The organism is Mesorhizobium dulcispinae (assembly GCF_033977345.1).
Lineage (GTDB): Bacteria > Pseudomonadota > Alphaproteobacteria > Rhizobiales > Rhizobiaceae > Mesorhizobium > Mesorhizobium dulcispinae.
This window is the reverse complement of sequence record NZ_JAVIIY010000021.1, coordinates 13,937-31,254: the sequence shown is the minus strand read 5'-3', so window position 1 is coordinate 31,254 and position 17,318 is coordinate 13,937. Positions and strand designations below refer to the sequence as shown.

Here is a 17,318-nt window from a genome sequence, read left to right as displayed (position 1 = left end):
GATGTGACACCATGGCACTGGACGATTTAAATCGATTAGAATATATCAGCCCCGCTACCGGCGAGCGGCATCAAACCGGACTGACCATGACCAGCCAGATCATCCCCGTCGACCCATTCGACTTCATCATCTTCGGCGGCACCGGCGACTTGTCGGAACGCAAGCTTCTGCCCTCGCTCTACTATCGCCAGTGCGACCACCAGTTCTCCGAGCCGACGCGCATCATCGGCACGTCGCGCGCGAAGATGACCGACGCCGAGTTCCAGACCTTCGCCAAGCAGGCGATATCGCGGCATGTGAAGCCGGCCGATATCAACGCCAAGGAGCTGGACACGTTTCTTGCCCGCCTATCCTACGTTTCGGCCGATGCGACCAGCGGCACCGGTTTCGACAAGCTCAAGAAGGCGATCGGCGACAGCGACCGCATCCGTGCCTTCTACCTGGCAGTGGCGCCGGCGCTGTTCGGCGACATCTCGCACCAGCTCAAAGAACACAAGCTGATCACGCCGAACTCGCGCATCGTGCTGGAGAAGCCGATCGGGCGGGATCTCACCTCGGCGCGGGCGCTCAACGACGCGGTGGGCGATGATTTCCACGAAAGCCAGATCTTCCGCATCGATCACTATCTCGGCAAGGAAACGGTGCAGAACCTGATGGCGCTGCGCTTTGCCAACGCGCTCTACGAGCCGTTGTGGAACTCCGCCCATATCGACCATGTGCAGATAACGGTGGCCGAGACCGTGGGTCTCGAGGACCGCGTCACCTATTACGACAAGGCCGGCGCGCTGCGCGACATGGTGCAGAATCACATTCTGCAGCTGCTTTGCCTGGTCGCCATGGAAACGCCGTCGTCGATGGACGCGGACGCCGTGCGCGACGAGAAGCTGAAGGTGCTGAGGGCGCTCAAGCGCATCAACGGCAACGACGCGCCGAAGCAAACCGTGCGCGGGCAGTATCGCGCCGGCGCCTCGGCCGGCGGAGCCGTCAAAGGCTATGTCGAGGAACTCGGCAAGGCCAGCAACACCGAGACCTTCGTCGCCGTAAAGGCTGAGATCGGCAACTGGCGCTGGGCCGGCGTTCCCTTCTATCTCAGGACCGGCAAGCGGCTGGCGACCCGCGTTTCGGAGATCGTCATCGAGTTCAAGCCGATCCCCTATTCCATCTTCGGCGACAGCGCGGGTCCGATCTTCGCCAATCAGCTGGTGATCCGGCTGCAGCCGGACGAAGGCGTCAAGCAGTACATCATGATCAAGGATCCGGGGCCGGGCGGCATGCGGTTGCGCCAGATCTCGCTCGACATGAGCTTCGCGCAGTCGTTCCAGGGCCGGGCGCCGGACGCCTATGAGCGGCTGATCATGGATGTGGTGCGCGGCAACCAGACGCTGTTCATGCGCCGCGACGAGGTCGAGGCGGCGTGGAAGTGGATCGACCCGATCCAGAACGCCTGGGAAAGCGCCAGGCAGGAAGCGCAGGGCTACACGGCCGGCACCTGGGGGCCCTCGGCCTCGATCGCGCTCATCGAACGTGACGGACGGACATGGCACGAGAGCAATTGAGCGGCGCCGCCTACGCCTGGAACGGCTTTGCCGACCGCCAGCAGCTGGCGGCGGCGCTCGCGGGCCATGTCGCCGCGCGGTTGACCAAAGCGATCGACGAGCGCGGCACGGCGCTGCTCGCTGTATCCGGCGGGACGACGCCGGCGAAGTTCCTCGCAGCGCTGTCCGCCATACCGATCGCCTGGGACAAGGTCACGGTGACGCTGGTCGATGAACGTTTCGTGCCGCCCACCTCGCCGCGCTCGAATGCCGGGCTGGTGGCGGCCAACCTGCTCCAGAACAACGCCGCGGCAGCGCGCTTCGTGCCGCTCTATCATGAGGCGGTGAGCATCGAGGACGCAGCCGCTTCGGACAGCGTGGCCCTGCAATCATTGGCCTGGCCGCTCGATGTCGTGGTGCTCGGCATGGGCGGCGACGGCCACACGGCCTCGTTCTTTCCCGATGCCGGCAACCTCGCTGAATTGCTCGACCCGTCCTCGCGGCGGATCGTCCTGCCGGTGCACGCGCCGAGCGGCGGCGAGCCGCGGCTGACGCTGTCGATGGCGCGGATCGTTGCCGCCGGCTTCATCGCGCTCCACATCGAAGGTGAGGACAAGCGCACCGCCTTCGACGGCGCGATGGGAGCAGGCCTGAAAAAGCCCATCCGCAAGGTGCTCGAGGCCGCGCCGATACCGGTAGAGGTGTTCTGGGCACCGTGATTTCATAGAGGAGCAGTCCCGGAGGCTGTGGGAGGACGTTTTCCGGGGCTCGAAAGGACCAGCCATGACAGCCAGACGCGACATCGAAGCCATCACGGAACGCATCCGCCACCGCTCGAAAGCCGGCCGAGAGGCCTATCTCGGCCGCATTGCGGAGGCATCCGGCCACACCGCCAACCGCGCGGTGCTGTCCTGCGGCAACCTCGCCCACGGCTTTGCCGTCTGCAGCCCGTCAGAGAAGGTCGCGCTCGGCGGCGACAGGGTGCCGAACCTCGGCATCATCACCTCCTACAACGACATGCTGTCAGCGCATCAGCCGTTCGAGACCTTTCCAGCGCTGATCAAGGACGCGGCGCGCGAGGCCGGCGGCATCGCCCAGGTCGCCGGCGGCGTGCCGGCGATGTGCGACGGCGTGACCCAGGGCCAGCCCGGCATGGAACTGTCGCTATTCTCGCGCGACGTGATCGCGATGGCGGCTGCGATCGGCCTCTCGCACAACATGTTCGATGCCGCGGTCTTCCTCGGCGTCTGCGACAAGATCGTGCCGGGGCTGGTGATCGCGGCGCTCACCTTCGGCCACCTGCCGGCCGTCTTCATCCCGGCCGGACCGATGACGTCGGGCCTGCCGAACGACGAGAAGGCCAAGGTGCGCCAGCTCTATGCCGAGGGCAAGGCGGGTCGCGCCGAGCTGCTCGAGGCCGAGTCCAAATCCTATCACGGGCCGGGTACCTGCACCTTCTACGGCACCGCCAACTCCAACCAGATGCTGATGGAGATCATGGGCCTGCACACGCCCGGCGCCTCCTTCGTCAACCCGGGCACGCCGCTGCGCGACGCGCTGACCAAGGAAGCGGCGAAGCGCGCGCTGGCGATCACCGCGCTCGGCAATGCCTATACGCCGGTCGGGCGCATGATCGACGAGCGCTCGATCGTCAACGGCGTGGTCGGCCTGCACGCCACCGGCGGCTCGACCAACCACACCATCCATCTGATCGCGATGGCCGCGGCAGCCGGCATCGCGCTGACCTGGCAGGACATTTCCGACCTGTCGGAGGCGGTGCCGCTGCTCGCACGCGTCTATCCGAACGGACTTGCCGACGTGAACCATTTCCATGCCGCCGGCGGGCTCGGCTTCCTGATCCGCGAGCTGCTCGACGAAGGCATCCTGCATGAGGACGTGCAGACCGTCTGGGGCGAAGGCCTGCGGCCCTATGCGGTGGAGGCCAGGCTCGGCGCCGACGGCAGCGTCGTGCGTGAAGCGGCACCGCCGGAGAGCGGCGACGAGAAGGTGCTGGCGCCATTCAAGAAGGCGTTCCAGCCGACCGGCGGCCTGAAGGTGCTTGCCGGCAATCTCGGCCATGCCGTCATCAAAACGTCCGCGGTGAAGCCAGAGAGGCGCGTCATCGAGGCACCGGCAAGGGTGTTCGACAGCCAGCAGGGGCTGAACGATGCTTTCAAGGCCGGAACGCTTACGGGCGATTTCGTCGCCGTCATCCGCTTCCAGGGGCCGAGGGCCAACGGCATGCCGGAGCTGCACAAGCTGACCACCGTGCTCGGCATCCTGCAGGACCGCGGCCAGCGCGTCGCGCTGGTCACCGACGGACGCATGTCCGGCGCCTCCGGCAAGGTGCCGGCGGCGATCCATGTGACGCCGGAAGCGGTGGAGGACGGGCCGATCGCCAGGATCCATGACGGCGACATCATCCGCCTCGACGCCGATGCCGGCACGCTGGAGGTGCTGGTGCCGGGAACGGAATTCGCGCTGCGCCGCACGGCGGACGCCGACCTCATCGGCAACGAGTACGGCTTCGGCCGCGAGCTGTTTGCCGGCTTCCGCCAACTGGTCGGCCGTGCCGACCATGGCGCCGCCGCCTTCGCAAACGCCTGAGGTCTGCCCCAACTTGCTACAAAAAAGGGCGGCTCGGAACCGCCCTTTTCCATGCAACGACTGGAATGCCTACTGAACGGTGATCTCGGTCCGCTCGCCGGCCTTGATCGTCACCGGCATTTCCTTGTCCTGGCCCTGGTCGGAGGCGTGACGCACGACGACATAGTCGCCGGCGGGGATCGTCTGCTGCCAGCTGTCGCCGTAGCTCAAGCCCAGCGACTTGCGCTTGCCTTCGATATCCTTCTTCGACGAGAACACCTCGATCGAATAGGCGCCGGGCGCCGACATCGCCAGCACGCCGGCATCGAGCGCCACCTTCACGTCTTGATTGTCGCCGGCCTTGATGCTGAAGGGCTGCTCGACAACGGCAAGATCGAGCGTGGTGAGCGCGACATAGTCGTCGGGCGGCAGCCAGAACTTGCTATCAGGTCCGTAGGAATGCTCGACGCTCTCGCGCGAGCCGTCGATCTTCTTCTTCGCCTTGACGATCTCGAAGCCGATGCCGGAATTGTCAGCCTTGTCGCCGCCGGCGGTGTAATAGGCGTTGAGCACGGCGTGGCCGACGCCGACGACGACGTCCTTCTCCACGGTTTGTCCGGCGGCAAGCTGGACGGTCTCGGTCACGGTGCCGGCGCCGATCTGCACGGTGATCTTCTGCTCGCCGGCGGGGACGGTCGCCTTGGCGTCGCCATAGTGGGTGGTGCTGCCGCCCGGATAGGCGAAGTCGACGCGCGCCTCGCCGCTGATCTCCGAGCCCTGGCTCGCATGCGGATGGATGACCAGCGTGCCGCTGTTCAGCGTGAACAGCGGATTGTAGGTCTTGCCGGCCTCTATTTTGATCTTCTGGTCGCTCCTTGCCTCGTCGTCGCGTCCGACAACGATATAGTCGCCCGGCTCGAGATTGGTCTTGAGCGCGCCATACTCGGTCATGACCTGATCGCCACGTGTGCCGTCGGCCGCGGCTTTGTAGATCTCCCAGGCATTGCCATCGGTGATCGGATCGCCGCCTTCGGCCATGACCACGCTCGGCGTGAAATTGAATTCAGGCTTGGCGGGTTCGGGCGCAGGGTCCGGGGCGGGGGCCGGCGCGGGCTCAGGCGCGGGAGCCGGCGCCGCCACGGTCTCGACGAGGGCTTGCTGCAGCGCCTTCTCGTCGGAGGCCTGGATGTATTTGCCGCCGGTGTTTTCGGCGAGGCAGGCGATCTGCTTGCCTTCATCGGCGGTCAGGCCGAAGCCGACCACGTCGGCGGTGAAGTCGACGCCGGTTTCCTTCAGCTCCTTGCCGAGCGCGCAAGGATCGCCGCCGCAGGTCTCGAGCCCGTCGGTGATGAGGACGACGGTGGCTTTGTCCTCGGTGTATTTCAGCGCCTCGGCCGCCTGCTTGACGGCCGCCGTCAGCGGCGTCTTGCCGAGGAATTTCATGCTGTCGGCTGCCGCCGAGATCGCGCTCGCCGAACCCGCCTGCGGCGGCACGATCAGCTCGATATCCTCGCAGCTGCCCTTCTGGCGGTGGCCATAGGCCATGAAGCCGATCTCGTCGTCGGCCGGCACCGACTGCAGCACGGTGCGCAGCGATTCGCGCGCGATCTCGAGCTTCGGCTTGCCGTCGATCTGGGCCCACATGGAGCCCGATGCGTCGAGAATGATGATGACCTTGTTGGCGGCAAAGCCAAACGTGGTCGTCGACAAAAGGAGGATCGCCGCAGCGACGCTCCGTGCCAGTCCCGCCATGAAAATCTCCTGAGTGAGCCCCCTGTCCGCGCCGGGAAAGCTATTTGAGGCGGGCCTTGGAGACAAGTCCGATGGCAGCAAAGCCGTTCAGTAGGTGGTGCGGCGCTCTTCCGAGGGCGGGCGGCCGAATTGCAGCCGGTAGCTTTGCGCGAAATAGGAATGCGAAGTGAAGCCAGTGGCGATCGCGACATCGAGGATCGGCATGTTGGTCTGGCGCAGCAGTTCGCGCGCCCGCTCGAGCCTCAGCCGCATGTAGTAGCGGCCGGGCGTGACATTGAGGTGGCGCAGGAACAGGCGCTCGACCTGGCGCACCGACAGGCCTGCCGACTTGGCGAGCTGCACCGCCGACAGCGGCTCATCGAGATGGTCGGCCATCAGCTCGACGATGCGCCTGAGCTTCTCGGATTTGCCGGTGAGATCCCGCTCGGGACCGACGCGCTGGCGGTCGCCAGCCGAGCGGATGCGCTCATGCTGGAACTGGTTGGCGACGCCATTGGCGAGGTTGGAACCGAAATCGCCGCGCACGATCTCCAGCATCAGGTCGATCGAGGTGGTGCCGCCGGCGCAGGTGTAGCGCTTGCGGTCGATCTCGAAGACGTTGCCGGTGCAGTTGATGTCGGGAAAGCGCTCCATGAAGCCGGCGCGGTTCTCCCAATGGATGGTGCAGCGATAGCCGTCGAGCTGGCCAGCTTCGGCGAGCAGATAGGAGCCGACCGACAGCGCGCCGAGCGCATTGCCGCGCCGTCCCCAGGCGCGCAGCGCCGCCAGCACCTTGCTCTTGCCGGGGAATTCAGTGGTCAGCCCGACCGACACGAACAGGATGTCGACCGGCGGCATGTCGGCGACGGAATAGTCGATCTTGAGCGGCAGGCCGTTGGAGGCCATGACCGCGTCGCCATCCGCAGATATCGTCGTCCAGCCGTAATAGTCGCGGCCGAGCAGACGATTGGCCGAGCGGAAGCAGTCGATCGCCGCGGCCAGCGAGAACATCGAGAATTTGTCGACCAGCAGGAAGCCGAACTGCCGACCGCCCTGAACGGGATCGTTCGTGACCGGCCGTTCGACAGGGGCAATCAGGTTCGGCAAGGATGCTGCTTTCCGATCAGAAGGACGGCCGCTTCAATCCGGCCGCGAGGTAGGCGGAAGCTACAGTGTTGGCCATCAGCATGGCAATGGTCATCGGTCCGACGCCGCCGGGGACCGGCGTGATGGCGCCGGCGACCTTGGCCGCCTCGGCATAGGCGACATCGCCAACCAGCCGCGACTTGCCTTCGCCCTTCTCCGGAGCGGGAATGCGGTTGATGCCGACATCGATGACGGTGGCGCCGGGCTTCACCCAATCGCCCTTGACCATTTCCGGGCGGCCGACGGCAGCGACCAGGATGTCGGCGGTGCGCGCCAGCGCCGGCAGGTCTTTCGTGCGGCTATGGGCGACGGTGACGGTGCAGTTGGCGGCGAGCAGCAGGTTGGCCATCGGCTTGCCGACGATGTTGGAGCGGCCGACGACGACAGCATTGAGACCGGAAAGGTCCTTGCCGCGCACGCGCTCTATCAAGAGCATCGATCCGGCCGGCGTGCAGGGCACGAAGGCCGTCTCGAGCTCGCCGGTGCCGAGCTTGCCGACATTGATGAAGTGGAAGCCGTCGACATCCTTCTCCGGCGCGATCGTCTGGATGACCTTGCCGGAATCGATATGGCCCGGAAGCGGCAGCTGCACCAGGATGCCGTGAACCGACGGATCGGCGTTGAGGTCGCCGATGATCTTCAGCAAGTCTCCCTCGGTCGTTTCGGCCGGCAGCGTGTGCTGGACCGAGTGGAAGCCGCATTCCTTGGCGGTGCGCGACTTGGAGGCGACATAGACCTGGCTCGCCGGATCCTCGCCGACGATCACCACGGCAAGGCCTGGCCTCGTCGCGCCCTTGGCCGACAGCTCGGCGGTCAGCGCCTTGACCTTGTTGACCACGTCTTCGGCGACATTCTTCCCGTCGATCACTTCGGCCATCATTCACCTTCAATACTGTTCCGCGGTCGCGCTCACGCGCCGCCCTGATCCTCAATCCAGCAGTCGGCTCGCTAGCGCCGGGCGCAAGCGGTCAAATGCCGCGCGGCATTTTCACGAAAATTCGACGGGGCAATCCCGTCAAAACGTCGTCGGATGCCGTAAACCCGAAACCGGCCGCTTTTATCTAAGGCAGGGCGTTTTAGAAATAGCGGCGGCGCGAGCGGCTTTCGGTCAGGTCGCGCACCGCCTCGCGAAACTCGCGCAGGCTGGCCCGGAGCTCGTCGACCTGGCTCTGCTGGTCGGCTGAGGGATCGAGCATCCCGGCGACCGGCGGCTGCAAATGGGAAGAAGCGCTCGACGAGGAATACGCATCGTCGGATGATCCGGCAGGCAGCGGGCTGTCCGGCCGATGGGAATAGGAATGGCCTTGCGCGGGCGATGCCTCGAGGCCGCGCTCCAATACCGGCGCGTTCCGGGTGCCTGCCGACTGGCTCGGGCCAGCGTCGATCGGCTCGTCCGACCTGCGCAGCATGAAGCTGCGCAGCGACGAAGCCAGCGAGCCGAAGAACCCCGACCTGCCGGCATCACCGGCGCCGGCAGCCGATGGGGTGAACGGTGCAACGGGCGGGGGCGCGGGCGGCGGAGGGCTCGGCGGCGCTGCCCGATATGCCTTGTCCTCGAAGGCCGGTGCGCGCTCTACGGGCCTGCGGCGTGAGCGGGTGTCCGCCGTCTCGCGCAGGCTGGCATAGGCGCCGCGCAGCGCGCCAATGCCGATGCCGGCGAAGAAGCCGGCAAGCAGGCCGGCCAGCGCCGTCACGGCGCGCGACGGCCCTTTGGCTTCGAGCGGCGGATAGGCCTCCGAAATCAAGCTGATGTTGGCGGTGTTGATGTCCTTCTGCTCGCCGGTTTCCTTGGCGCGCAGCAGGAACTGCTCGTAGACCGAGCGCTTGGCGGCGGCCTCGCGCTCGAGCTCGCGCAGCGAAACGAGGTTGTTGTTGACGTCGCCGCTCTGCACCTTGGCCTGCGCCAGGCGCGACGCAAGGTCCTGCTCGAGCTGGACGGAGCGCTTCAGATCGACCTGCAGAGAGGACGCGATGCGCTGCAATTCGGCGCCGATGCGCTCGCGCGCGCCGGCAAGCTGGGCGTTGAGCGCCTGCAGCTCCGGATGCCGCGGCCCGAACTTGATCGCGGCCCGATCGGCTTCCTGCTTCAGCGCCGCATATTGCGAGCGCAGCTCGCCCATCGTGTTGGAGTTGATCTCTTCCGGCAAGGTGCCGTTGAGAACCGCGTTGACGTTCAGCGCGCGCGCCGAGGCGGCGCGGGCGTTGAGTTCCAGCGTGTGGGCGCGGGCGACGGAGAGCTGCTCGTTGAGCTTCAGCATCTGGTCATCGCTGATCAGATGACCCTGCGCATCGACGAGGTCATGGGTGGCCCTGAAATCCTCGACCTTGCGCTCGGCCGCCTCGACGCCCTTGCGCAATTCGTCGAGCCTGGCGGTGAGTTCGTCAGTGGCGCGACCCGCCGTGTTGGACTGGATTTCGCTGGATATCTGCTGGAACGCCGTCCTCATGGTGTTGGCGATCAGGGCCGATTTATCGGGATTCTGGGTCGTGGCGGTAATCGAGACGACGAAGGTCTTGCCGCTGCGCTCGACGTCCAGGCTCTCTGCCAGATTGCCGACCGCCAGCGCGCGCCGGCGCGCCTCGTCGGCCGCCCCTTGCGCATCCTGCCGCGACAGGATCGAGCGGAGCATCGACATCAGGCCGATGCCGCCCTTTCCTTGGCCGTTGAATTCGGGATCATTGGTGAGGTTGAGGTCCGTGACGACCTTGTTTAGCACCGTGCCCGAAGTGAGAATGCGGACCTGGTTCTCGACGATGGCGAGCGTCGCATCAGAGGCGATCACGTTCTGCGTCAGATCGCGATCGGTGAGCTTGAGGTCGCGCGGGTCGACGATGACCTCGGTGGTGGCCTCATATTTCTTCGGCGTCGACAGCGCGATGGCAACGCCGAGCGCAGCGCCCAGGATCGTCGTCGAGAGGATCAGCGCCTTGGAGCGGGTGATGCCGCGAACGACCTGCATCGGGTCGATCAGCGGCTTCCATTCCTGTGCGTCGGGATCGTTGGCCTGCAGCGGCCGGCTTGCATAGCGAGGTTCGGCATGGCGCGGTTCGAACGCTGCCTGCGGAGAATGGGCCAGCGAGGAATAGTCCTGCGAAGAACGGTCGGCGGAACGGCTCTCTTCGCGCTGTCCGATCTGCGGATAGGCTTCGCGCTCGGCCCGGTCGTCCTCAGCCTCAATAGTCTGTGAAATTGGAGCGACCTGAGGTTGACCGGGTTCATCTATGTTCGCGGACTGCGGGTTTGGCCGCCCTTCGCGCTCGAAACGCGCGGCGCGGTGGCGTGCCGCAGCATCCTCGCGCCAGGACGGGTTGGCCTTGTCGCCGATGGAAACCAGCGAGGCGTCCGGGCTGTCCTCGCCGCGCACAGCCTGGCCGAGCGCAAGCAAAGAGCGCTCGCGTCGCCAATCTTCACGGTTATCCCTGTCGACCATGTCCTGGAACTTACTCTCTGGCGGCTTGGGAGCGGCGGGCGGCCAATCGTTAAGTCACGCTAAACAGGCATGGGAAATAAAAGGTTAATTTTTGCGCCTGGCAAATACAGTTTCTCGCTTTGGTTGCAGCCTTTCCCGGCCCGCCAGACTGCCCCAGAACGCCACGTTAAGCTTTCCAACTTACGCTTTGACGGAGACATGACCCAGACCAGCGACATACCGCAAAGGCGGACGCTCGCGCGGATCGGCCACTTCGTGGCCGTGCGCCGGAAGCTGGTTTTCGACTATTTCTCGGCGATCAGCGGCGCCGGCGGGCGGCTGGTGTTCTCGCTTGCCTATTTCGTGGCTTTGGCCAACACGCTGTCGATCGCCGAATTCGGCATGTTCGCCACGGCCTCGGCGGCAGGCGTCATGCTGTCGCGCGTGCTTGCCTTCGGCTTCATCTCGGCACTCTACCGCACGGCGACGATCCGCCCCAATTTGATCGGCACCTTTACCGCCGGCTTCCTGTTCCTCGGCGTGATCTCGCTGCCGGTCCTCGCCGCCGCTTCCTACGCTGTCTACCTCATCTTCTTCGCCAGAACGGTGCCGCTGTCGGTCTTTGCGGCGGTCGTCTTCGCCGAAGCGCTTTTGTGGCGGCCGGTCGAGGTGGTGCTGATCGTCAACAACGGCCTTGGCAAGTTCGGCCGCGCCGCCGTGCTCGCAATCCTGGCGACGGCGCTCAGGGCAGTCGGTGCGGTGCTGTTCATGCTTGCCGCGCAACGAACCATCGGCGTCTGGTCGTGGTTCTATATCGGCGCCAACGCCGCTTCGCTGATCGTCGCGTTCGCCTTCTTCTACCCGCGCCAGCGGCTCAGGCTGCGAACCGAGCTCTATTTCCGACGGCTCGCCGATTCCATCTATGTGGCGGGATCGGAGGTGCTGTTCTATCTGCAGATGGAGTTCGACAAGCTACTGGTGCTGTCGATCGGCGGACCGCATCTCGCCGGCATCTACGCCATCATCATGCGGCTGGTCGATCTCACGGCAATCCCGATCCGCACCTTCTCGATGATGCTGGTGCAGCGCATGATGCGCGCGCCCGAGCTGCTTTCGCGGCTGGCGGTGAAGAGCGGCATCGAAGGCGGCGTGTTCGTGGTCTCGACGCTGGCGCTCCTGTCGCTCGGCATCGTGCTGCACTTTTTCCCGAATGCGCTGGGCAGGAACGTTGCCGAAGCGGCGCCCCTGGTGGCGCTGGCGGTCTGCGTGCCGGGCCTGCGCAATCTCGTCGAATATCAGGCCGAGCTTCTGTTCGCGCGCGGCCAGACCGCAGTGCGGGCGATCAATCTGGGGCTGCTCGCCGGCTTGAAGGCGGTCTTGCTTAACTACGTGCTGACGACGATCCCCGACACACCCGATCTGGTGCTGTCGTTCAACATCGTCTTCCTGCTGCTCTATCTCGCCTCGATGCTGCTGACCTATTCGGCGATGCGCCGGCCAGCCAAAGCGATCTAGATTCAGGTGAGGTCGGCCTGACCTGAATCTCAGCTCAGCCTATGCGAGCCCGATCAGACGGCGGATGCGGCCGACATCGGTGCCGATGAAGGACTGCATGCCGATCGCCACCTGTTCCGGCGCCATGGCATCGACAAAGCGGCGGAATTCTTCGTCCGACAGCGCCTCGCCATTCCAGTGGACACGGCAGAATTCCACCGAGTCATGGAAGTGCCCGGCGCCGCCGAGCACGTCGTCGACATAGCGGCCATAGATCATGCATTCGGAGAATTTGCGCGCCGAGCCGACGACGGTGACCCAATCGCGCCCGTGCATCTTCTCGATCCGCTCGCACATCGCGTTGACCGTCTCGCGGCGCCAGGCAATCAGCGTCGAGATATAGTCGTGAGGCGAGACTTTCCCCGGGTCGATGCCGAGCACTGAGCCGGCATTGCGGGACCAGATGCGATGCTCGTCATGGCCGGCATCGCCCAGCACGCCGTCGCGCCGGAACAGCCGCGCCTTGCCGTCACGCCAAAAAGCGCTCGCGTCGAACGGCTTGAGGAAGGCAACGTCGGAATCGCAAAAGACGAGCACGTCCTCCCCGGCATGCGCGGCAATGGCGATGCGGCGCAGCTGCTGCACGTGCCAGCCGCGCAGCGGCTGGGTCCTGAAACTCAACCAGACGCGGCGGCGGAACAGGCTGAGCGGATCGTCGAAAACGCGCAGCCAGCGCGGCAAAAGATCCCTCTCGTCGACGATCGTGCGACGGCCGCCCTCGAGCTGACGAAACAGCGCCACGTCACGGCGCTCGACGAGGATGTAGTGCCGCGCGACGCCGGTCACATGGCGGTCCATCGTCTCGCATAGCAGCCGGCAGCGCTCGAAGTCCGGCGCGTAGCTCGCCGTCACGACCGCGGCCGATGGCATGCGCGGCAGCGGCTCGATGCTTGTGGCGGCGTCGGGCACGAAACGGCTGTTCACCGACGCGCCTCCGCAGGCCGCGGTCCAAGCGCCAATTTCTGCTTGAGGACGCGCCATAGGAAGAGCGGGTTGCCGACCACGTAGCGGCGCCACAGGCGGCCGGGTTCGATCCACAGGCGATAGAGCCATTCGAGCCTGAGGCGACGCATCCAGAGCGGGGCGCGCGGCACGGTGCCGCTCAGAAAATCGAGCAGCGCGCCGACCGCGATCGGCAGCATGCAATGGCGGGCATCGATATGGCGCGCGATCCACAATTCCTGGCGCGGCACACCCATGGCGACCAGCAGCACGTCCGGCCGCAATCTGGCGATGCGCTCGACGATCGCCGGCTCCTCGGCGGGAGAGAAGTAGCCGTCATGGATGACGACGAATTTGTGCTGCACGGCGAGCGCCGAAAGCTTGAGGGACGCCGCCTCGGCATTGACCCGCGTCGCGCCGAGCAACGCAACGGTCAACGGCTGCGTCGATGCCTGAAGGAAAGCCGGGACGAAATCAGTACCGTTGAGATTGTCGGGGAAAGGCGCGCCGTAAAGCAGCTTTGCGGCGATATCGACGCCGACACCGTCCGGCAGCACGAGAAAGTCGTCGAGCGCTTCGGCAAACACCGGATCGCGGTAGGCGAGATTGGCATTGTGGGCGTTGAGAAAGCTCACCTTGGTGAAGCGCCGCTCGGCGATCAGCCGCGAAAGCAGCGCTATCGCCTCGTCCCAGCGGATGGCAAGCACCGAGATGCCGAGGATCCTCCTCAGCGTGTCGAAGCCGAAGGCGGCGCGGGCGGCATGCATGTTCATGCAGCGACCTCCTGCCTGACGTCCAGCTTCTCCAGCCCAAGCCCGATCGCGGCATCGAGCGCCCTCACCTGCCGGCCATGGAAGGCGCTACCGTCGACATCCCTCACGTCGGCCGCCGCCGCTTCGAGCGCGGAGGCGAAGGCGACAGGGTCGTCGGTCACGACACAGTTTTGCGGCTGATAACCGATACCGCGCAACGAGCGGCCGGTGGCGACAGAAGGCAGGCCAAGCTCGAAGGTCTCGATGGTCTTCAGCTGCACACCGCTGCCGGCGGTGCTGATCAGCGGAATGACGGCGCCGCCGCGCACGAAGGCCTGGGCATCCGGAACCCTGCCGACGAACTGGACGCCGGGATGCGCCGAGGCCACGCCAGACGGCATGTTGCCAGCGATCCTGATGCGGAAATCCGGCCTGAGATGCGGGACGACCTTGGTCAAGAACCAATCGAGGCCGATGCGGTTGGGCTGCCAGGTCCAGGTGCCGATCAGCGCGGCGTCGCAGTCGATGCGGCGCGGACCCTTCTTCGTCGGCGCTTCGGCGCGGGTCACCAGCGGCAGCACTGCCGAGCGGTCGTCGGAGGCAACGCCAAGTGCCGCGCGGTCCTCTTCGGCCAGCGTGAAGACGAAGCGCGCGGCGCGGCACAGACGCTCTTCCATGACTTCAAGCAGCCTGGCCTCGCGGCGAAACAGCCAGCGTTGAAGGGCACTGCCGGCCGCCGCGGCGTTCTCCTCGGCCGAGCGATGCTCGACATTGTGCGCGACGAAGATCGAAGGCCGGTCGCCGAAGAGGCCTTCAAAGGCGCCGGCAAATTGCACGGAATTCAGGACATAGCCGTCGAACGGGCCGGCGCGTTCGATCGCGGCGCGCACGTCCGCATCGGAAACGACGCGCAGCTTGACCGAGGCGAAGGTGAGACCGGTCAGCATCGCCTTGGCCACCCAGGCCAGCTTCTGCCGTGGCGAGGCGCTTTCGGTGCGCACATCGATCGCGCCGAGGACGATGGTGTTTTCAGGATCGACGGCAGGCTTTCCCGGCCAGTTGAAGCCGATCACCGTCACACGCACGCCGGCGCGCCGCAGCGCATCTATGATCGCGGCGTTGGCAATCTCGTAGCCCGAAGCGAGAGCGCCATCGGGCACGATCGATGTGGCGAACAGCAGATGCATTTCACCTATCCATTGGTGCAGCCGGTAGCAAAGTGCGGTGAAGCCTTGATTAAATGGCACCGTCAAAGGCCAAAAGCCCCGGTTTTGCGGGGCCTGCCCATGAAGGTGATTAACGAAACGTTATCATCGGGCTGCTATCGAGGGCTGGACCCACACGGCTGGAAACGGATGCTCGCTTTGCCATCGGACGCTTTGGTATCGATCGCGGGGGTATCGATCGCGGGGCGGTCTCCGGGACTTGCCGCCGAGACCGTCGAGGCGGTCGTCACGCTGCCGACCTTCAAGCGGCCCCAACTGCTCCTGGAAACGCTGGCATCGCTCAGGTCCCAGAAAACCGCGCGCCGCTTTGCCGTCATCGTCATGGAAAACGAGGCCGAGGCGCGCGAGGGCGCCAAGGCGGCACTGCCCCTGTTCGAGCGCGGCGGAATGCCAGGCCTGGTGATCATCGCGCATGAGCGCGGCAATTGCAGCGCCTATAATGCGGGCTGGCAGACGGCGGTCCTGCACTTCCCCAACTTCAAGCATCTGCTGGTGATCGACGACGACGAGATCGCCGAGCCCGACTGGCTGGAACGCATGTGCAAGGCCGCCGAGACGCTTCGAGCCGACATCGTCGGCGGGCCGCAGGTGCCGATCTTTGCCGATCCCTCCCATGCGAGATGGGCCGACCATCCCGTTTTCGCGCCGCCATACCGTGAAACGGGCCGCGTGCCGGCGCTCTATTCGTCCGGCAATCTGCTGGTCGGGCGCAACGTCCTTGCGGCGATGGGACCGCCCTTCCTCGATCTGAGGTTCAACTTCATGGGCGGCGGCGATTCCGATTTTCTGAGCCGCGCGGCGCAGAAGGGTTTCGCGCTCGGCTGGTGCGCCGAGGCAAGGGTCAGGGAAACGGTCCCTGCCCGTCGCGTCGAGGCCGACTGGATCCGCGCCCGCAGCCTGCGCAACGGCGTCATCTCGACCCTGGTGGAAAAGAAGAAGCGCGCGGACACGCCATTCGCCGGCACCAAGGTTTTATTGAAGAGCCTGGCGCTGCTTGCCGCTTCGCCGCTGCGCGGCACTATCAGGCTGGCGCGCACCGGGTCGCTGGCGACAGGCCTCTATCCCGTCTATGTCGCGCTCGGCCGGGTGCTTGCCGAATTCGGATATGCCAATGAGCAGTACCGGCAGCCTGAGAAGAACTGAGCGCGCGCCGCTCAGCGCCGCTTTCACGCGCGAGGGCGTCTCGACGGCGATCGCTGCGCTGCTCTTTGCCACCATCATCGTCTCGTTCCGGCCCTTCCAACCTGCCGGCGCCGAACTCACCGGCGACGGCGGCGACATCGTCAACCAGCTCGGCTTCGGCTCGCTCGGCGCGATCTCGATCTTCTCGCTGCTCGCCTTCGCCGATCCGCGCGTGGTGCGCTCGCTCGTCAGCCCGTCCTGGGCGCTGATGCTGGGCTTCTTCTTCCTGTCGGTGGTCCTGGCGACCGATCCGCCGTCGGCGATGCGCGCGGCCTCCTTCACCATGATCGGCATCATCACCATGGCGACGATCCTGGTGCTGCCGCGCGATGCGGACTCCTTCGCCAGGGTCATCATCTTCACCGCGGTCGTGGTGATGGGGCTCTCTTATGTCGGCCTCATCGTCTTTCCGCACGAAGCGCTCCACACGGCCGACTCGCAGGAGCCCGAGCATGCGGGCTTGTGGCGCGGCGTCTTCACCCACAAGAACATCGCGGGACCGGTGATGGCCTGCTTCAGCTTCGCCGGACTCTATCTCTGGCGGCGTGGGCAACGCTGGTGGGGTATCGGCATCTTCTCAGCGGCGATGATCTTCATGCTGCATACCGGCTCGAAGACGACCGTCGGACTGGTGCCGTTTTCCATCCTGATCGTGGTGCTGCCCAGCCTCATCGGCATGCGGCTCGGCACCCCGATCTTGTTCCTGTCCGCGATCATCGCGACGGCGCTCGGCACGCTGGGCATCGTCTTCATCCCGCCGGTGAAGCACCTGGCGGCGATCTATTTCCCCGATCTCACCTATACCGGCCGCACGACGCTGTGGGAGTTTGCCGGCGAGATGCTGGCGAAGACGCCCTGGACCGGCTACGGCTATGAAAGCTTCTGGGGAACGCCTTTGCTGCTCAACCAGGACCAGCCCTTCGACCGGCCGTGGGACATCCGCACCATCGTGCACGGTCATGACGGCTATCTCGACATCGCGGTGCTGATGGGCATCCCCGCGCTCTGCGTCGCGGTCTATACGTTTTTGATCGCGCCCCTGCGCGACTACATGCGCATTCCGCCGCGCAAGGAGAACATCTTCCTCGGCGACTTCTTCATGATGGTGGTGCTGTTCGCGGCCCTGAACGGATTTCTCGAAAGCTTCTTTTTCCGACGCGCGGACCCCGTCTGGCTGCTCTTCGTGCTCAGCTTGCTTGGCCTGCGGCAAGTGTCGCTGCGACCTCTCCCGGTTCGCCGCCCCAACTGACCTGG

13 protein-coding genes are annotated in these 17,318 nt (G+C 65.5%); 6 read left to right on the top strand and 7 right to left on the bottom strand.

Annotation, left to right across the window (positions count from 1 at the left end):
- The first annotated feature begins 86 nt into the window (after nucleotides 1-86).
- From zwf to edd, 3 genes are all read left to right on the top strand, one after another.
- Nucleotides 87-1,556 carry a glucose-6-phosphate dehydrogenase gene (zwf, locus tag RFN30_RS28600; protein WP_320265416.1) on the top strand — a complete coding sequence of 490 codons (1,470 nt, stop codon included), beginning with the start codon at nucleotides 87-89 and terminating at the stop codon, nucleotides 1,554-1,556.
- On the top strand, nucleotides 1,538-2,254 hold the full coding sequence (pgl, locus tag RFN30_RS28595) for a 6-phosphogluconolactonase (RefSeq protein ID WP_320265415.1): 717 nt from the start codon (nucleotides 1,538-1,540) through the stop codon (nucleotides 2,252-2,254). The genes zwf and pgl overlap by 19 nt, the downstream gene beginning before the upstream one ends.
- Before the next feature lie 64 nt (nucleotides 2,255-2,318).
- Nucleotides 2,319-4,142, top strand: coding sequence for a phosphogluconate dehydratase (gene edd, locus RFN30_RS28590; protein WP_320265414.1), 1,824 nt, complete (start codon nucleotides 2,319-2,321; stop codon nucleotides 4,140-4,142).
- A gap of 69 nt (nucleotides 4,143-4,211) precedes the next feature.
- Here edd and RFN30_RS28585 read toward each other — a convergent pair whose 3' ends face one another.
- The 4 genes from RFN30_RS28585 to RFN30_RS28570 all read right to left on the bottom strand — a co-directional run bounded on the left by RFN30_RS28585 (nucleotide 4,212) and on the right by RFN30_RS28570 (nucleotide 10,429).
- Nucleotides 4,212-5,873 carry a vWA domain-containing protein gene (locus RFN30_RS28585; protein WP_320265413.1) on the bottom strand — a complete coding sequence of 554 codons (1,662 nt, stop codon included), beginning with the start codon at nucleotides 5,871-5,873 and terminating at the stop codon, nucleotides 4,212-4,214.
- Between the two features lie 87 nt (nucleotides 5,874-5,960).
- Complete coding sequence (locus RFN30_RS28580) at nucleotides 5,961-6,959, bottom strand: GlxA family transcriptional regulator (RefSeq protein ID WP_320265412.1); 999 nt, start codon at nucleotides 6,957-6,959, stop codon at nucleotides 5,961-5,963.
- Nucleotides 6,960-6,975: 16 nt separating this feature from the next.
- Nucleotides 6,976-7,875 carry a bifunctional methylenetetrahydrofolate dehydrogenase/methenyltetrahydrofolate cyclohydrolase FolD gene (gene folD / locus RFN30_RS28575; RefSeq protein WP_320265411.1) on the bottom strand — a complete coding sequence of 300 codons (900 nt, stop codon included), beginning with the start codon at nucleotides 7,873-7,875 and terminating at the stop codon, nucleotides 6,976-6,978.
- Nucleotides 7,876-8,074: 199 nt separating this feature from the next.
- Nucleotides 8,075-10,429, bottom strand: a complete 2,355-nt coding sequence (locus RFN30_RS28570) for a GumC family protein (RefSeq protein ID WP_320265410.1) — start codon at nucleotides 10,427-10,429, stop codon at nucleotides 8,075-8,077.
- Nucleotides 10,430-10,627: 198 nt separating this feature from the next.
- Here RFN30_RS28570 and RFN30_RS28565 point away from each other — a divergent pair, with 198 nt between their 5' ends.
- Nucleotides 10,628-11,923 (top strand): lipopolysaccharide biosynthesis protein, encoded by a 1,296-nt coding sequence (locus RFN30_RS28565; protein ID WP_320265409.1) that lies wholly within the window; start codon nucleotides 10,628-10,630, stop codon nucleotides 11,921-11,923.
- 39 nt (nucleotides 11,924-11,962) lie between these two features.
- Here RFN30_RS28565 and RFN30_RS28560 read toward each other — a convergent pair whose 3' ends face one another.
- From RFN30_RS28560 to RFN30_RS28550, 3 genes are read right to left on the bottom strand one after another with little or no spacing between them, the layout of a single operon-like run.
- Nucleotides 11,963-12,886 carry a DUF6492 family protein gene (locus RFN30_RS28560; RefSeq protein ID WP_320265408.1) on the bottom strand — a complete coding sequence of 308 codons (924 nt, stop codon included), beginning with the start codon at nucleotides 12,884-12,886 and terminating at the stop codon, nucleotides 11,963-11,965.
- Complete coding sequence (locus RFN30_RS28555; RefSeq protein ID WP_320265407.1) at nucleotides 12,883-13,677, bottom strand: WecB/TagA/CpsF family glycosyltransferase; 795 nt, start codon at nucleotides 13,675-13,677, stop codon at nucleotides 12,883-12,885. The genes RFN30_RS28560 and RFN30_RS28555 overlap by 4 nt, the downstream gene beginning before the upstream one ends.
- On the bottom strand, nucleotides 13,674-14,843 hold the full coding sequence (locus RFN30_RS28550) for a glycosyltransferase (RefSeq protein WP_320265406.1): 1,170 nt from the start codon (nucleotides 14,841-14,843) through the stop codon (nucleotides 13,674-13,676). Before RFN30_RS28550 ends, RFN30_RS28555 begins: the two co-directional genes overlap by 4 nt.
- A gap of 168 nt (nucleotides 14,844-15,011) precedes the next feature.
- Between RFN30_RS28550 and RFN30_RS28545 the strand changes: the two genes are divergently transcribed.
- Both RFN30_RS28545 and RFN30_RS28540 read left to right on the top strand, forming a co-directional pair.
- Entirely contained in the window at nucleotides 15,012-16,025 is a 1,014-nt protein-coding gene (locus RFN30_RS28545) for a glycosyltransferase family 2 protein (protein WP_320265405.1), read from the top strand.
- Nucleotides 15,994-17,313, top strand: a complete 1,320-nt coding sequence (locus tag RFN30_RS28540; protein WP_320265404.1) for an O-antigen ligase family protein — start codon at nucleotides 15,994-15,996, stop codon at nucleotides 17,311-17,313. The genes RFN30_RS28545 and RFN30_RS28540 overlap by 32 nt, the downstream gene beginning before the upstream one ends.
- The last annotated feature ends 5 nt before the right edge of the window (nucleotides 17,314-17,318 follow it).

Excerpts from the sequence above, each read along its gene's own strand:
- zwf (WP_320265416.1), top strand. The coding sequence starts at position 87 with ATGACCAGCCAGATCATCCCCGTCGACCCATTCGACTTCATCATCTTC.
- pgl (WP_320265415.1), top strand. The coding sequence starts at position 1,538 with ATGGCACGAGAGCAATTGAGCGGCGCCGCCTACGCCTGGAACGGCTTT.
- edd (WP_320265414.1), top strand. The coding sequence starts at position 2,319 with ATGACAGCCAGACGCGACATCGAAGCCATCACGGAACGCATCCGCCAC.
- RFN30_RS28585 (WP_320265413.1), bottom strand. The coding sequence starts at position 5,873 with ATGGCGGGACTGGCACGGAGCGTCGCTGCGGCGATCCTCCTTTTGTCG.
- folD (WP_320265411.1), bottom strand. The coding sequence starts at position 7,875 with ATGGCCGAAGTGATCGACGGGAAGAATGTCGCCGAAGACGTGGTCAAC.
- RFN30_RS28570 (WP_320265410.1), bottom strand. The coding sequence starts at position 10,429 with ATGGTCGACAGGGATAACCGTGAAGATTGGCGACGCGAGCGCTCTTTG.
- RFN30_RS28565 (WP_320265409.1), top strand. The coding sequence starts at position 10,628 with ATGACCCAGACCAGCGACATACCGCAAAGGCGGACGCTCGCGCGGATC.
- RFN30_RS28555 (WP_320265407.1), bottom strand. The coding sequence starts at position 13,677 with ATGAACATGCATGCCGCCCGCGCCGCCTTCGGCTTCGACACGCTGAGG.
- RFN30_RS28550 (WP_320265406.1), bottom strand. The coding sequence starts at position 14,843 with ATGCATCTGCTGTTCGCCACATCGATCGTGCCCGATGGCGCTCTCGCT.
- RFN30_RS28545 (WP_320265405.1), top strand. The coding sequence starts at position 15,012 with ATGCTCGCTTTGCCATCGGACGCTTTGGTATCGATCGCGGGGGTATCG.
- RFN30_RS28540 (WP_320265404.1), top strand. The coding sequence starts at position 15,994 with ATGAGCAGTACCGGCAGCCTGAGAAGAACTGAGCGCGCGCCGCTCAGC.